Origin of the sequence: Paenibacillus sp. A3M_27_13 (genome assembly GCF_024213315.1) — a bacterium.
Taxonomy (GTDB): Bacteria; Bacillota; Bacilli; order Paenibacillales; family Paenibacillaceae; genus Paenibacillus; species Paenibacillus polymyxa_B.
This window is the reverse complement of the sequence record NZ_JANAVE010000002.1, coordinates 222,319-239,745: the sequence shown is the minus strand read 5'-3', so window position 1 is coordinate 239,745 and position 17,427 is coordinate 222,319. Positions and strand designations below refer to the sequence as shown.

The 17,427-nt window shown below is 49.6% G+C and carries 6 protein-coding genes; all 6 read right to left on the bottom strand.

Translation table 11 applies throughout. The annotated features are described in order from the left end of the window. Positions 1 to 24: 24 nt before the first annotated feature. The 6 genes from fabD to NLX82_RS07580 are packed head-to-tail and all read right to left on the bottom strand — an operon-like array spanning position 25 to position 17,411. On the bottom strand, positions 25 to 1,272 hold the full coding sequence (fabD, locus tag NLX82_RS07605) for an ACP S-malonyltransferase (protein WP_068938674.1): 1,248 nt from the start codon (positions 1,270 to 1,272) through the stop codon (positions 25 to 27). A 13-nt stretch (positions 1,273 to 1,285) separates the two neighbouring features. Beyond that, entirely contained in the window at positions 1,286 to 8,419 is a 7,134-nt protein-coding gene (locus NLX82_RS07600) for a non-ribosomal peptide synthetase (protein ID WP_254347702.1), read from the bottom strand. Positions 8,420 to 8,455: 36 nt separating this feature from the next. After that, positions 8,456 to 10,090 carry a carbamoyltransferase N-terminal domain-containing protein gene (locus NLX82_RS07595; protein WP_053324839.1) on the bottom strand — a complete coding sequence of 545 codons (1,635 nt, stop codon included), beginning with the start codon at positions 10,088 to 10,090 and terminating at the stop codon, positions 8,456 to 8,458. 41 nt (positions 10,091 to 10,131) lie between these two features. Then, positions 10,132 to 14,166, bottom strand: a complete 4,035-nt coding sequence (locus NLX82_RS07590; protein WP_254347701.1) for a type I polyketide synthase — start codon at positions 14,164 to 14,166, stop codon at positions 10,132 to 10,134. 3 nt (positions 14,167 to 14,169) lie between these two features. Continuing rightward, positions 14,170 to 16,194, bottom strand: coding sequence for a non-ribosomal peptide synthetase (locus NLX82_RS07585; RefSeq protein ID WP_254347700.1), 2,025 nt, complete (start codon positions 16,192 to 16,194; stop codon positions 14,170 to 14,172). 5 nt (positions 16,195 to 16,199) lie between these two features. Next, positions 16,200 to 17,411 (bottom strand): pyridoxal phosphate-dependent aminotransferase, encoded by a 1,212-nt coding sequence (locus tag NLX82_RS07580; protein WP_028543127.1) that lies wholly within the window; start codon positions 17,409 to 17,411, stop codon positions 16,200 to 16,202. Between the last annotated feature and the right edge of the window lie 16 nt (positions 17,412 to 17,427).

Sequence of the window (17,427 nt, the reverse complement as noted above, 5' to 3'; positions counted from 1 at the left end):
TTCCGTTCCTCGTGTTCGCTGCGATTAGCTGACCTGAAACGCGGGAAATAATTCGCGTGTATGCGTATTGCTGAAAATCTGCTCAAACCGTTCAGCCCGTAGTTCCGTTGGTGTTAATTTGGTTGCAAAAATGGACTTTAGCTTGTCCAGAGCTTGCTGCATTTGTTCCAACGTTGGTTCTGTTCCGGTTGTGATCAATTGTTCGCGCAGGTTTTGCAATTCTTTGTATGGAACGACTACACCCTGCTCATACTCATCGTTATTCCAGTTCCGGTTCTGGGTTGAAACCGCAATCGCAATACAGGAGGTCACCAGACCCAAACCATCTGGTTTGCTCTCGATATCAGCATTCCGCAGCAATTCCAGAGTGGAGGGATGCTCAAAAGCAAAGGAATGAGCCGTAGAGGTGATACCAGCCATTAAATTTCTCAATACGGTTTTGGGGCCGATTTCTATAAAATGATTCACACCCTGATTCAGCATGTATTGAACGCTTCTGTGCCATTGCACAGGCCGTGCCATCTGGGACGTCAGGTTAGATAGGATATAACGACGATCCGCATAGGGTGTCGCTGTAACATTAGAGAGCACAGGCCATTGAAAACGGCCATAATCATATCTCTCCAGCTCCTCCCGAAATTTGCCCGCAGCGCTCCGCATTAAATTCGTATGGAACGGAAAGCCCACCTTGAGGCGAATCGTTTTGATTCCTCTACGGTTCAGTTCCTCTTCTGCCTTCTCCAGTGCAGGAGTATGACCCGAAATGACGAGCTGCTCAGAGGAATTATAATTCGCAATGCCGACCGATACACCGGCTGTCGAGGCTTTCTGGCACACCTCATCCACCTCACGCTCATGACTCCCGACTACCGCCAGCATCGCTCCTGTACCGGGAGCAACAGCTTCCTGCATCAGAATGCCCCGCTGACGTACTATTTTCACCGCATCCGAAAAAGCAAGCGCCCCTGTACTGACCAATGCCGAGAATTCTCCCAGACTGTGACCCGCTACCAGAGATGGAGCAAGCTTCAATTCCTGCATCAGTACACGAAAAGCTGCGATGCTCACGGTCAAAATGGCAGGCTGGGCATTAGCGGTCAGAGTCAGCTCATCCATGGAACCTGTGAAACAAAGCGTCTTTAGATCAAACCCTAGCGCATCCTCGGCCTCTTCAAAGGTTTCTCTTGCTACTGAATATTCATCGTATAAGCTTTGACCCATGCCTACATATTGAGAGCCTTGCCCCGGGAATAAAAATCCTAATTTTTTCATCGTTCCATCCTCCTTATAGTAGGTCTGCAATCTTGTGCAGTACGTGGACATAGGCCTTCATCATCTGTTCCGCCCAAGTCTTCTTCAGTTTTCCAGCTTGATATTCGCATAGGAACCGTACCTGCTCCGCGCGCACATCCATATGAAGCACCCAGTCAAATTGTCGGGTCACCTCATGTCCCGCCGGCGTATGATTCAAAAACACACAAGGGAGAAAAGCAGATGGATTGGCGTTTCCTGTCCCATTTGGCAACATAACTGGGATCGGGTAAAGGTCGGTCTCTTTCGCTTTTTGACGATGACCAGCAACCTCTATGCACAGGGCGCTAAAATCATCATTTTCCGTCAATCGTACACGTAGCGGATACAAGCTCTCCCCTGTCAGTTGTGATGCGAGGAAAGAGGACTGTCCATGGTGTATGAACTGTTTATGTGGTAATGGGTGTCCTTCACCGATGAGCAATACCAGTTCGGACTGACCTGTCATTTGTGACAAAACATACGTATAAACGGCTAGTAACAAGTCTGTTAGGGCAAAATCCTGACTCCAGACTGCTTTCTGTAACGTGGTCAGCAGGTCCGCAGGTAAGGTAAAGGTGAACGTAGCCTGCCCTTCGGCTCCTCCATCTGTCCGCATCGCCTCATTCCACGGAATAAAAGATAGCGATTCAGCCAAGTAAAGACGCCAGTATTGCTCCTGACGCTCATATCGTTCCTGTTCCGCATCCGTCCATGCTTGTTCTCCTTGCTGCTGCTCCAGAAAACCGGAAAGTCTCGCAATCGTCGGATAGGCAAAGCAGTCTGCAACGCTGATTTTCCCTGGAAAGATTTGCTGAAGACGAACATTCATTTGAATGAGCAGAACCGAATTGCCCCCCAGCTCAAAGAAATTATCGTGAATGCCAAGCTCACTTCTGTGCAATACCTCTTCCCAAATTTGGCTGACCTGCATTTCCACCTCTGTAGCAGGTGCTGTATACTCCACTCCAAGAAGAGGACGGCTATGATCCGGCTTGGGCAGCATTCGACGGTTTACTTTTCCGTTCGGCGTTAAGGGCATCTCCGACAAGGTAATAAAATGCGAGGGAACCATATATTCTGGCAGTCGGGCAAGCAAATGATTACGTAGCTCACTCACTGATAAAGTCTGCTGGCCTACCCAATAGGCACAAAGGGAGTGGTTCTCCTGTTCATCTGATCGGTCCTGTACCACCACAGCTTCCCGAATGGAAGGATGATTCAGCAGCGCCTGTTCAATTTCCCCCAGCTCCACCCGATAGCCACGGACCTTGATCTGATCATCTATCCGGCCCAACACTTCAATCTCACCGTTAGGCAGCCACCGCGCCAAATCTCCGGTCTTAAACATTCGCTCACCGGACCGGAACGGATTGGCTTTGAACTTCTCCGCTGTCAGCTCAGGGCGCTTGTCATAACCGGATGCAAGTCCCTTGCCTCCAATCCAGAGATCACCCGCTACAAGATCCGGTACAGGCTGGAGCTGCCCATCCAGAATATATACTTGTGTATTCGCTATCGGCGTACCCACTCTCACCCGCTCATGCTGGGTAAGCTCCTGCACAGTTGACCAGACTGTAGTTTCGGTTGGGCCGTACATGTTAAAAATGCGCGCAGTGGTCACGTCCTGCGTCTGACGAAGCAATGACTCTGGTAAAGCCTCGCCTCCCACCATTACGACCTGCAACGTGCGCATACTCTCTTTTGCTTCCGGGTGCATAAGCAAAAGCTGAAGCCGCGAAGGAGTTATTTGCAGCAAGTGCGGACCTGTTCGGCGAATGGCTTCCAACAGCAGTTCAGCATTCGCCTGCTCTTCTCCCGTAGATAACACTACCCGTAGCCCCTTCGCCAAAGGCAGTAGCGTTTCCAATACAAAAATATCAAATGCGGCAGTAGTTACTGAGAAGAAGGTTTGACCTTCAGGAAACGGTATTCGCTCGGTAATCCCGTAGATCAGGTTAACGATGGCTTCCTGACGGATCATCACGCCTTTCGGACGTCCGGTCGAGCCTGAGGTGAAAATCATATACGCCAAATCATGGGGTCCCGGCTGTGTGATCTCCAGCCTTTTTCCATCCTGAAGGTATATACTCTCGTCATTCAACGAAATGACTTCGCCTCTAAAATCCAGTCCATCCAGCAGTGTGTCCCGACTAATAAGCCAATGCGCTTCACTCTCTTCCAGCATGTAGGAAATACGCGCCGCAGGATAGTCGGGGTCGATCGGCAAATAGGCAGCACCTGCCTTTAAAATGCCGAGCATCGCCGTCAGTAAATCTACCGACCGTTCCAGCAGCAAGGCAACCACCGTATTCACGTCCGCTCCTTTGCTGCGCAATGTTCTCGCCACCCGATTGGACAGGACATCCAGCTCGCCATAGGTCAAACACTGGCTCCCACATTCTACCGCTATGGCGTCCGGCATCCGTGCAGCCTGTTCTTCGAACAGGTGGTGCATCAGCTTGTCAGCCGGAAACGCAAGCTCAGTCGCATTGCGGTCGACAAGGATGCGTGATTGCTCCGCAGGAGTCAGCAGGCTGGCAGCATACAGGAGGCGGTCTGGCTGCGAAGTCAGTTGGGCCACCAGCTCTATGAAATGCTGCGCCATCTGGCGAACCGTATGCTCGCGGAACAGTTCCGTGCTGTATTCAAAGGTACAATGCAGACCATTACGGCTAATATTACTTGCACCTTTCTCAGTCGGCATCTCAACCACGGTCAGCATCAAATCAAATGAAGCAAAAGGATTTTCCAACGGATAAGGCTTCACCTGTAAACCCGGCACTTCCCTGCTGCCATCCATAAAATTTTGCAGCCGAAACATCGTGTCAAACAGCGGATTACGACTCAAATCCCGCTGGAGATGCAAGCGGTTGACGAGCATATCAAAGGGGTAATCCTGATGCTCAAACGCATTCAACGCATTGTCTTTGACCTCGTCCAGAAACTGTCGGAAGGTCTTCTCCTGTACGGGAGCATTTCGTAACGTAAGTGTATTTACGAACATACCGAGCATCCGCTCCAGCTGAACATGCGATCTTCCGGCTACTGGCGTACCCACCACGATGTCCTCCTGCCCACTGTAGCGGGACAAGAATACATTGTATGCTGCAAGCAAAACCATGAATAACGTGGCACCACTCTCCGTTGCCAGCTTCCGCAAACTTGTTGCACAGTCTGACGACAGACTAAATTCCAGCGAGCCCCCGGCAAAGCTCCGTTGTCTTGGTCTTGGATAATCTCCCGGCAGATTCAGAAGTGGAATTTCCTTTCCAGTGTGCTGTTCGTCGAACATCTTCAGCCAGAACGCTTCCTGTTCTTTCAGATGTTCCCCGCTGAGCTGTATATGCTGCCAGGCGGCAAAGTCTTTATACTGAATGTGCGGTTTTTCCAGAGCGCTTCCTTCCATCAGGGAGATAAACTCATCAATAAGCACTGTCGCAGAAATTCCATCAAAAATAATATGATGCACATCCAGCAGTAGAACATGGCTCTGCTCCGCTAATCGAACCAGCATTACCCGTAAAAGCGGGGGCAGTTGCAAATCAAAAGGACGCAAAAATGATTGCTGAATCTGCGGCATATCGGCCGCCGTCCCTTCGGTATATTCCATTTTCCAAGCTACATCCGAATGAATCTGCTGTACTACTTCATCCTCCAGCAGGGTAAAGCCCGTTCGAAATACTTCATGCCGGAGCAGTAATGTTCGAAACAGACGTTCAAGCTGCTCTCGTTGGATACTGCCTTCCAAATGCCATGCAGTGAACACGTGATTGCTCAGGCTTTCTCCTTCCAATTGATGCAAAACAAATAATCGTCTTTGAGCGGCGGAAACTGGGTAATACTCCTGCTCAGGCAACGGTTCGATAGAAGCTGCATGAACAGAGGTCTTTTGACGAAGCAAATCTGCCAGCTCACGAATGGTTTGATGATCAAAAAGTTCTTTGAACGTCACTTTCACCTGCAAGCGCTCCTGAATCCGGTAAATCATTTTTGCCATCTTGAGTGAATGTCCACCCAACGCAAAAAAGGGGTCCTGTACACCCACTTGCGCTATATCCAAAATTTCTGTCCAAATGGTGGATAGCTCCTGCTCCATGCCGTCCCTTGGAGGTACATATTCTGTTCCTGCAAGACTTCTTCCCTCAGGTTTTGGCATATGTTTACGGTCGATTTTACCGTGTGGGGTCAAAGGCATGGCTTCGAGAGGGACCAACAGACCGGGAACCATATAGTCGGGAAGCCGTTCTTTTAGATGTTCGCGTACCCCTTCTGACGTCATTTCCGGCGACTGCAATGTGTAGTAGCCGATCAGCCCGGTTAATCCCGTTTCCTCCACATGTGCAATCACCGCTGCCTCACGAATAGATGGAAGACTGACCAGCGCCTGCTCAACTTCCTTCATTTCGACGCGAAATCCCCGCACCTGAACCTGATCGTCCTTTCGCCCAAGATACTGAAATTGCCCGTCCGGGGTCTGACAGCCTAAGTCTCCCGTTCGATAAAGCCTTTCTCCAGTCAACGGATGCGTAGTGAAGGCTCTGGCTGTCAAATCCGGCTTGGCCCAATATCCGCTCGCCAGTCCTGTCCCGCCGATACAAATCTCGCCTTGCACTTGGAATCCGGCAAGCTGTCCATCCTGATCCAGCACATACACATGAGTATTCGCAATCGGCAGCCCCAGAGGAATACGTAACGTTCCTGCATCCGGCTTGTGCTGAATGATATGCTGGGTCGCATAGATGGCCGATTCGGTCATGCCGTATAGATTGGCGATTTTCGCTGTGCGAAAAAGAGTGTACCATTCCTGCACGATATTCACCGGAAGCGCTTCGCCCCCGTTAAAAATCCACTTTAGATCAGGCAATGGATAAGATTCCCCCGCATTTCGTACAGCACTTAGGAAAACATTCATGAGCGCAGGAACAAATTGAGTAACCGTCACTTTTTCCCGCTCCATAAATGGGTATAGCTGTGCAGGGTCTTTGACGATATCCGCAGGTACAATCGTTAATTTGGCTCCCTCCATCAGCGGCCAGAACCATTCCCACACCGAGTCTGTAAAGCTGGTAGACGTCTTCTGCGCGATGACATCGTCTGCTCCCAGAGCAAAGGTATCCTGCAACCAAAATAACGTATTCAGCACAGCCTTATGGGTCATCATCACCCCTTTGGGCTGTCCCGTGGAGCCAGATGTGTACATGATATACGCTAGGTCTTTTTCATTAGGAATATTTTGCAGACTCAGCTCATTCGTAGACATCCCTTGTGCTTTGACAGGAATAAAATAAGACTCATCCCCTCGCATCTCCCGCAGTCTAACGATCCATTCCGACTCTCCCCATACCGTTTCATCCAGACAAATGACAGTTTCAATACAGTCTGGCAAATGATCTAACGTCCGTCCGAAATAACGTAAATTCGTAACAAGCACGCGGCACGAACTGTCGTCAAGCATATATTGGATTCGGGATTGCGGATAATCAGGATCAATCGGTACATAGGCACCACCAGCCTTCATAATCCCTAAAATAGCGGTAAGCAATGGGACATTCCTATCCCCCATAATGGCAACCAGCGAGTTCGGACGAACTCCATAGCGACTGAAAAGCTGTCCCAATTGGTTGGAGCGAAGGTGCAGCTCCTTATAGGTGACAGCCATGTCGCCGTCCAGAACCCCCACTGCATCAGGGGTACGGAGCGTCTGCTCCTGAATACGAGACGTAATTGTGACTCCAGCCGGATAAACCTTCTGCGTATCATTAACACGATGGATGACCGCGCGTTCCTCTGCCCCCATGTAATCCATTTTCCACACAGACTGCTCCGGGTCCTGAATGGCACCCGCAATAATGTTACGGAAATACGCTCCGATCCTGGACATCGTTAAGGCTGTAAACAAATCTGTTCCATAGCTAAGCGATATGACCAATTCGTCATTTACGGATTCCACAATTACGGTCAAGTCAAACTCGTTCGCGTCGGCACCATTTCCCAGCTTGATTCTTTCCATCGGGATTCCCCCGAAGTTCTCCTCATTTTTGGAGCCGGCTGCAAAATTAATTAGAACGTCAAACAGTGGGGCACGATTTAGGCGGCGCGGACGGTTCAATACCTGCAATAGCTTGTCAAAAGGATAGTCCTGATGGGCGTATGCTCCTGCGCACTCATCTTTAACTTGTTGTAACAATCGGGAAAAAGAAATGTCTCGGGAAAGTCGATTCCGCAGCACGAGAGTATTCACAAAAAAACCCATCAGGTTTCGAACCTGCTTTTGATTCCGTCCCGCCACAGGAGTACCCATAATAATGTCCTCTTGCTGAGTAAGCCGGGCTAATAACACATTCAGACTGGCAACGATCGACATGAACATGGTGGTTCCGTACGTGCGGTTCAACCGCTCCAAGCCCGCGCATAATTCCGCATCCAGAATGACCTTTTCCACCGCCGCCGGAGCATTTCGGATGGTCGGACGCGGAAAATCCAAAGGCAATTGAAGACTTGGCAATTCACCATCCAATCGGGATTTCCAGTATTGCTCCTGCGAGCTTAGTTTTCCAGTAAGCACCTGCTGATTTTGCCAATGTGCATAATCAATATACTGGATCGGCAATTCTGGCAAATGGGGGCTTGTTCCTTGCTCCAACGCCTGATAAATATGAAACAGTTCTTGAAAAAACAGATCCATAGACCAACCATCTTCAATGATGTGGTGCATACAAATATGAAAAACATAGTCGTTTGCCGCCAGCATGTAGATCTGTGCCCGCCATAATGGACTCTGCTCCAGATCAAAAGGCTGATTCATCACAGTCTGTATTTCTTTTTGTACCTCTGCCCACGCTGTTTCTTCCCCTGTATCCGATACATCCACAACAGGCACGTTTAAGGTCAATTGCTCCAGCACCACTTGCTTCGGTACACCTTCGACCACCGTGAACACTGTACGAAGGATAAAATGTCTTTCAACGATGGTATGGAGGGCCTGCTGTAAATACGCGGTATTCACAGCTTGTCTGATTCGAACGGCTACCGACTGATTTAAGGCGCTGCTCTGAGCGTCCAGCTGGGACTGAACCCAGAACCGTTTCTGCCCATGAGACAGATCATAGGTCTGCTTCTCTCCCATGTGTAAACCTCCATCTGTACATTATTCGAGGATATGCTACTGCTTTTCGTATAACGTTTCATTGCACCAGACATACCGGGTTCCGTTCCATTCGGTTGCAGAACGTACATCCGGGAAAAAGCCGCTGCCGAGCAGATTGGCGCTGGTATTGCACAGCACTGGAATACCGCTCAAATTCTCGTACGCATGCAGCAATTCATAGATCAGCGGATTATCCTCCCGACTCACCGTCTGCAGGCGTGCCGTTCCATCGAGATGACGGATCGCAGGAATGCGTTCCACCCATTCATCACGCAACATATGATCAAAAAGCATATACGGATCACGGGTTCCCGGTGAAAAAATAGCAGGCGCATGCTCCTCCATACAAATCGGTGAGACCGGACGATAGTCTTCCCGCTGCTTGATGGCATTCAGGCGGTCTTTCATATCCGGTTGAACGGCAGCTGCCAGTATACTCCGGTTGCCCAATGCACGTGGTCCCAGTTCCGCCCGATCATGCAGCACCACGACTGGATCATCTGTCGTATGCAGCAGTTCCGCGAGCTGTGCTACCGTACAAGCACGTGATTCCCAGCCTTCTGCTGGCTCATTTTGAATGACCATGGGTCCGCTGTACACAGACCAATTCAAATGAGGATGACCTGTCTGATGAATCATTTCACAACAGGCAGCACCAATAGCCGAACCTGTATCGTTGGTGAACGGAGAAACAAACACATCGTCAAATAATCCGCTTTCCCGAATCGCACTGTTCCATTTGATATTCAGAGAACAGCCTCCTATAAAGCAAAAGTTTCGTGTTTTCCGTCCATGCTTGGTCACACTCGCCTCCAGCGAGGTTACGAGAAGCTGCTCCAAATACTGATGGAAAGACGCCATGGCGTCTGCATGCGGAATATGATGCTCATCTACATATCGCTTGATTTCCTGGGAAAAGGTCCAGTTAAACTCCAGCGAGGGTGAAAAATGCCGTGCATACGTTAATTCAAACTGTTCGAGCAGCTCTGGACGTACCTGTCCCTTGGCAATGTAGGCCATGACCTTGCCCGCTACCGAAAGATCATCCACACGTGGTCCTTGCCCTCCGCGCAGAAATGGCTCAAAGTGCAGCGAAAACAGTGAATAAATGTTGCCAATGTACATGAAGAGAGGACCCAGATTTTCTAATTTTCCGTTCGCTGGATCAAAGTAATAAAAACGCGGATACATGCCGCCATCGTACACAAGCGCGTAAGACGGCTCCTTGGTCACCGCATAAGGACTTGCACAATAGGTGCTGGCGATATGTGTGGTTGAATGCATATAGCTGGTATAGTCGTAGGTTCTTCCGCCAATGGCAAGACCAATGCCCGAATAGGCTTGGAGCGCGTCGGCTGATAGCGATACTTCGCGGTAAGGTGCAACCGTGAGAGACAGCTCCTGTCCATGGGAACGCGTATCCACCTTACTTTCCTTCAATCCGGCCCAGCCGTCGATGACAAACCGATCCACATCTGCCGAGGTATAGCCATGCAGGTTAAGCACTTCCTCGACAAAATCCAAATCAGGAATTTCGCTGTAGCGTTTGTTGTTATTGAATTTTTCAACCTCGTAGCTGAAAATAAGCTTGTTATCCTCAATCAAGGCCACACTACCATCATGCGTTAATTTCAGTCCGCAGAATAACATGTTCCTTCACTCCTCACCTGTTAGCCCAACACAAAGCCGCTTTATTGTTCAGCCTCAGCAAAATGACGTGGTAATACCGGAATGATATCGGATTCCTCGGAATCGACACGATTGGATTCATCTATCCAGCTTCCCAGCCCGGCCACCGTTGGCTCCTGAAAAAAGACCTGAATCGGTACATCTATGGCCAGCTGGTCTTTAATTTTAGCAATGACACTCATCAGCATCAGCGAATCTCCATTTTCAAAAAAGTCCTGGTGTATGCTAATTTCCTCATGCCCCAGTACCTCGCCCCAAATCTGACCTAGCTGCCGTTCTGTTTTCGAATACGCATCTCCATCACGGCCGATCAAGGTCACTTGAATGTGAGAGTTCATGTGCACTCCAGTGTCCGTAGCCTCCGACTTGGGCTGTAGCGTACGAAACAGCTCTTCCTCGAAGGAGACAAATTTAGCACCCAGTTTCACATTTCGCTGGATCATATCGTTCAGCGCTTCATTAGAGGTAATGAACTGCTTCAGCTCTTGATAGGACTCCAGCAGATGACTGTAGGCTTCAGATTCTTGATCGTTGTGCCCCTGCGCTTGCTCTGTAATTTCCTTTGTTAAGTCTGGGGAAAAGCGGACCTTGAGCAGCGTCAACACTTGAGCCAGCTCCTGGCTGCGAATGTTGGCAATGACCGTTTGGGTCAGTTTATATTGCAAAAGCCGATCAAACAGCTTGCCATAGTCCTCCGACGAAATCGGCTGAGATAACATCCGTTGATCCATCAGCTCGTCCGATGTAGCCCCCATCTCCAGATGCGACCAGTTGATCGCCATCATCTCCATGCCACGACGGCTCTGATAGTGGGCATACTGATCCAGAAATGCATTTGCAGCAGCGTAGCTACCCAAGCCTACACCTCCCAGCTGCGAAGCCACTGACGAGAAAAGAATCCAGAAGTCCAGCGTTTGATCCTTAGTCACCTCGTTTAACACCCATGTTCCTATTACCTTGGCTCCCATGGTTCGCTGGAACCCCGCTGCATCCATCTGCTCCAGACGAATTTCCTCCAAATGCATCGCGGCATTCATGACCCCATGAATCGGGCCATAACGTGCATGCACATCATCCACGACCTTCTTCATTGCATCCAGATCCGTGATATCTGCCGCATAGTAGCTCACCTCGGAGCCGAGCTTTTCAATCTCCAACAGTCCACGGATTTTCTTCGTAATTTCAGAGGTATCCAGCCCCGCAGCTCGTTCCTGCCAGCTTTCCCGGTCCGGAAGCACAGTACGGTTCACCAGCACGAGCTTAACCTTCGCCTGCCGGGCAAGATAGCGGCAGGTTTCCAGTCCAACTGAACCGGCTCCCCCGGCAATCAGATAGACGCCACCCTCACGGATTGTAATCTTCCGATGTGGATGAGCTGTAAGCTGCATCCGTTCCAGCTGCTGCGTATACCGCTGACCGCTTCGCCATGCTGAACTTTGATCTGCTTCGTCCCGATCCAATTCCAGCATGATTTCCTGAGCAATGTCGGAATTGTCACGTCCGATCGTTTCTACATCCATACAGCTACAACGATGCTGACTATATTCCTGCGAGATGACCTTCATCAATCCCCACAGAGGCGCTTTTTCCGGGAACACATATGTATCCTCCGCTACGACCAGCTGTGCGTAGTTCGAGACGACTTTGATTTCCAACAGGCGATGAATCGAGCTTGCCTGAACAGCCTTCATCAAATAAAAAAGACTTAAAGCCCCTTGCTCCTGACTTTCATTCAAATCATCGAGTTGTCGCATGCGACTGCGAATTTCGGTGCAGGTCCACAAGTGGACGATACCAGAAAGCTCTGCTCCCCCTCGCGTCTCAACCTCGGTCACGGCTGCAAGCAGCCTGTTATAATCCTCCGCATAGCCGGGACGAATCTGATAATGGCTCGGATCTATGGCAGCATAATCAGATGCAGCCTCTACGATAATAGGTGTGAGTCCTTGATCCTTCATAAACTCGCTTAGTGAAGCAGCTACGCCTTCTTCATCCGCCAGAATAAGCCATGACTTGCTGGTAACCGACCGTTCTTGGGAGGCAGAAGCCGTCAACGGACTGGCTACCCAATTCAGTTCATAGAACCACTGGTCAACCTGCTTCTCCGGTACCGATCTCAAGGCTGGGGAATCTGTTTTATGCTCCATCGCATGCTCCGGGATATAATTCACCCAATGTCGTTTGCCTGCAAATGGATATACAGGTAAAGGAACACGATGTCTTTGATCCAAATCATGCAGAGCTGTCCAATTGATCTCGCTACCTTGCATATATTCATCCACAACCCGATCTAGGCTGGTGTCAGGCTGTACCTTGAAGCTTTTCTCCTCACGGGTCGTTAGGCGGGTATAATATATCCCCTCTCCCGCTAAAGCTGGACGTGCAGCTTCATCTGCATTTGCAAAACGCTCCAGCCCTTCCTTCAATTCTTCAAGACTTGTAGCTACAATCGCAAGCCGATAAGCATAGTGCCCCCGTCCCTGATTGCTTGTAAAACAAATATCTGGCAGCGCATGAGCCGTGCGATCCAAAAACGTACGATAACGGTCAACCAAAGCATCAAAGGAAGCTTTACTCTTGGCAGACAACGTAAATACATACGGTACGTTTTCTCCACTGGCGGACTGGCTCTGCTCGTCCTGCTCATATTCCTCCAATATGACATGACAGTTAGTTCCTGCTAGACCAAAAGCACTTACTCCTGCCCGCCGTGGCACTCCTGCCTCCGTCTCCCATGGAACCAACTCTGTATTCACATACACAGGCGATTCAATGAAATTAATGTGCGGATTCGGCTCGTTAAAATGGAGGGTTGCCGGAATCTCCTTCTTTTGCAATAACAGCACTGTTTTGATTAGACCTGCAATACCGGCTGCGGTGTCCAGATGACCTATGTTCGTTTTCACCGCGCCCAAGGCACAAAAATGCCGCTTGTCCGTGTAGCTGCGGAAGGCGTTGGTAATGCCTTCAATCTCAATTGGGTCACCTAGACGAGTTCCTGTACCGTGAGCCTCAATGTAGGTTACCGTTTCCGGAGAGATACCCGCATTACGCCAAGCTTCCTTCATTAGCTCCGTCTGAGCCAAGGCACTTGGCGCGGTAATGCCGTTGGACTTTCCGTCCGAATTCATGGAGCTGCCTTTAATGACAGCGTAGATATGGTCCCGATCCTTTTTAGCCTTTTCCAGCGTCTTCAGTACGATGACCCCGAATCCCTCGCCCCATACCGTCCCATTCGCTGCGGCATCGAAGGTGCGCGCAACAGAGTCGGGAGAAGCAATGCCGATATCGACCAGTCCTTCATCTACAGGAAACAGGGTCAGGTTCAGCCCGCCGGCTACAGCCATGTCACAATCGCCAGTAATCAGTCCTTTGACCGCATGATGCACAGCAGCCAAAGATGCCGAGCAGGCGGTATCAATCAGATGGCTGCCGCTGGCGAGATTCAGCAAGTAGGCCACCCGACTGGCTACGACTGAAATGGTATTGCCGGGTAAGGCATACGGTTCCATGTTCTGAATCAGTTGCAAGTAATCGGCATCCGTATCCCCTACGTATACCCCGGTTCGTGAGCCGTACAATTCCTTTTCGGCATAGCCGGCATCCTCCAGTGCTTCCCAGGTAACTTCAAGGAAAATGCGCTGCAAAGGGTCCATACACCGGGCTTCTGCGGGAGTAATGTTAAAATATTCCGCATCAAAACGATCAATATGGTCCAAATAGGCTCCTCTGCGATACTTGATCTCCGGCGCATATCGTTTACCTTTAAAATAGTCCCGAATAGGCTGGTCCACGTCAGCCTTGCGGCTTTCCGGGAAGTCCCTCACGGCATCCATGCTGTTCACAAGATTATCCCAAAACTCATCTGTTCCATTTGCGCCCGGAAAACGACAGGCCATCCCAACCACGGCAATATCATCAACCTTCACCGTTTTGGCCTCATTTTCGAATAGCTCTTTTAGCATCGGCAGAGCTTCTATCTTGGAGAGATGTTTTGCAGCAACCTGAGCTAGCAAATACTTCTGAACCCGTTTCATATGTTATCCCTCCTTCAGATGGTCCAGCGCCCGTATAGACTCGCTTACATCCAGTGAGCCATCTTCAATTTGATCCAGCAGGCTCATAAGATCCTGATCCAGCTGTTCGTCATCCTTGGACTGATTTTCAAAGTGATTCATATACGCTGCAATCGTAGGATAGGAAAACAGCTCGGCTACTGTTGCCTCACTGCCCAGTGCGTGCTTCATCTTTCGATGAAGCCGAACAATCGAGATGGAATTGCCGCCGATTTCAAAAAAGCTGTCATGGATGCCGACGTCCTCCGGGCTTATATTTAAAATTCCGGCCCAGATTTTCGTCAGCATATGCTCTCTTTCATTGCGAGGCGCCACATATGCGGTTGAACGGTGAACTCGGCCCTCCGGCTGTGGCAGATTTTTGCGATCAATCTTCCCGTTCGGAGTTAACGGCATCTCCAGCAGTTCCATGAAAAATCCCGGAATCATATACTCAGGTAATATTTCACGCAAGTGTGTTGTCAGATCATCCACTTCGAGCCCTTTTTCCAGCGAAGTAAAATAACATAAGAGATTGGTTACACCAAACTCATCCGTTTGGGCAATCACAGCGGTTTCCTTGATCCCTGGAAAAACGGATACGGCCCGCTCCACTTCTTTGAGTTCTACGCGATACCCCCGCACCTGTACCTGATCATCCTTGCGGCCGCTATACTCTAGAATGCCATCCGGCCGTAACAGGCCCAAATCACCTGTACGATATAGCCTTTCTCCTGTTTTGGGATGCTGAGTAAAAGCCTTGGCAGTTGCCTCTGCCTTATTCCAGTACCCCTCCGTCAGACCAATCCCGCCGATGCATATTTCGCCTTTGACCTCAAAGGGGCACAACTGCCCCTCCTTGTCCAAAATATAAACATGCATGTTCGCAAGGGGCCTTCCCAACGGAATGCTCAATTCTCCCTCTGCCGGAGATGCGTCAATCAGGTAACAGGTTGCATAAATAGCCGACTCGGTCATACCGTAAATGTTGGCAATCTTGGCTTGCTGGAATGTGCTATACCAGTCCCGCACCCCATTGACGAGTAAGGCTTCGCCTCCATTGAATACCCATTTAAGTTCCGGTAGCGGATGATCCGTCTCTTCGGTCGGAACCGCATCCAGAAAGAGACTCATCTGGGCCGGAACGAACTGGGTAATGGTAATCTTGTCATCCCGTAGCTGTTCATATAGCCGTTGAGGATCTTTGACCGCATCCGAGCTGAATATAGACAGCTTGGCTCCGTATATCAGAGGCCAGAAGAATTCCCATACCGAATCGGTAAAACTGGCAGAAGTCTTCTGCGCAATCACATCTTCTGCGGTCAAACAAAAGGTATCCTGCAACCAAAAGAGCGTATTCAGCACAGCTTTATGCGTCATCATGACTCCTTTGGGATCTCCCGTAGAGCCTGAGGTGTAAATCAAATACGCAAGATCATTTTCACTGGCAGGACACGCCCATGAGCCCTGCTCCTGGCGCTCCCAATCCGACCGCTGATACACCGTCAGACGATCTGCTCGCATCTTCGTTTCGTCAAGACAAACAACCGTCGTCATGCTCTCCGGCAAATCTCCCAGCATCGTTTGCAGCTTGGCAGACTCGGTGATCAGCACACCGCAAGCACTGTCGCGCAGCATATATTGAATCCGCTTTTTCGGGTAGTCCGGGTCAATAGGCACGTAGGCTGCACCTGCTTTTAATACGCCGAAAACAGCCACTAAAAGCTCAATTCCCCGTTCCGCTACCACTGCTACCCGCTGGTTAGGCCGCACACCTGCTGCGTGCAGCAGGCGGGCCATTCGGTTCGCTTGTTCCTCCAATTGGGCATACGTAATGGAGGAGCCGTATTCATAAATAGCGGTTTGCTGTGGTGTGATTGCGACCTGACGGGCAAACAAATCAGGAATCGTAACATGATCCTCATAAAGCTTTGCAGTCTGATTCATCTCCGCAATGACGCGTTCCTCTTCTGCCGATAGAATTTCAAATGCATCAAAATCCAGATCCATAGGGTCTACTCCCGAACCGGAATTGCAGCAGATACAGCCGATTGACCTACCAAGCTGTTTGTGAAAAAGTCCACTAAGCGATCTATGCCTTCGTTGTATCGCGTTGTAGAGTAGGACAGGCGCAGCATTTTCGGCAATCCAAAATCAGAACCTGGCACAGTCGCCACTTGTTTGGCTCTCATAATTTGTTCAGCCAGCTCCAAACTCGTTTCGATGCCGTGCTCGTCCATGTACTTTTCACAATCGAGTGTGAAGTAAAAGCTACCTTGTGCAGGGATAGCACGTACGAGCGGAACCTCATTGAATCGCTCCACCGTATAATCCCGTCTTGCTTTATACAGGCTGACCAGCTGCTCAATCTCTTCGGGATGTGCCAATGCTTCCAATGCGCCAAATTGCACGACAGGGTCGGCTGTCAGCAATGTGTGATGCTGTATGACCGTGAGCGGTGTGACTAGCTCGTCAGGAACGATACAGTAGCCCACGCGCCGACTGTACATCCGGTACCCTTTGGAGAAAGCATTCGTTGTAATAAAGGCTGATTTGGTATCCTTCAGCTCCAGTACCGAAGTGCTTCGTTCATCAAAGCAAACATTGGCATAAATCTCATCATTAATGACCACTGCCTGACCGTTGATAATTTCATCAATGGCATACAGCTCGTCTTTCGTTAAGATGTTGCCTAGCGGATTACCAGGCGAATTAATGACTACAATTCTGGTTTTATCCGTGAAATTTTCCTTAAAGGAATCCAGATCCAGTGCTAACGTCTCCAAATTGATATCATAGTAGCGAACATTCGCCCCTACCAATTGGGCGCAAAAATGATACAGAGAATAGTACGGACGCGGTAAAAGAACCTCATCCCCCTCTTTTGCCAGCAAATAAAACAGATTTCGGAATAAGGCGCTGGTGCCTACATTAATCAGGATATTGTTAGGGTTAATGTCCAGATCATATGTTTTCTTGTATTCCTCCGCGAGCGCTTCCTTTAATTCCGGCAAGCCCGGCGGAAATACAAGCGAGCTTTTTTCAAAGGTGTCCAACGCATCCTTCATCGACTGAATGATATCCTCATGCAAAGGTAGCTCGGATTTTCCCAAGGTCATTCGAATGACCTCTTTGGAGCCGTTTTTCTCAAATTCATAAGCCATTTGATCCAGAACGAACATTAAAAACCGATTGTCATAAAATTCAATAGATGATCTTAATTCCATTTGTAATTGCCTCCTT

Bases quoted from the DNA above. Each gene is read 5' to 3' on its own strand.
- NLX82_RS07600 (WP_254347702.1), bottom strand. From the start codon at position 8,419: ATGGGAGAGAAGCAGACCTATGATCTGTCTCATGGGCAGAAACGGTTC.
- NLX82_RS07580 (WP_028543127.1), bottom strand. From the start codon at position 17,411: ATGGAATTAAGATCATCTATTGAATTTTATGACAATCGGTTTTTAATG.
- NLX82_RS07595 (WP_053324839.1), bottom strand. From the start codon at position 10,090: ATGTTATTCTGCGGACTGAAATTAACGCATGATGGTAGTGTGGCCTTG.
- fabD (WP_068938674.1), bottom strand. From the start codon at position 1,272: ATGAAAAAATTAGGATTTTTATTCCCGGGGCAAGGCTCTCAATATGTA.
- NLX82_RS07590 (WP_254347701.1), bottom strand. From the start codon at position 14,166: ATGAAACGGGTTCAGAAGTATTTGCTAGCTCAGGTTGCTGCAAAACAT.
- NLX82_RS07585 (WP_254347700.1), bottom strand. From the start codon at position 16,194: ATGGATCTGGATTTTGATGCATTTGAAATTCTATCGGCAGAAGAGGAA.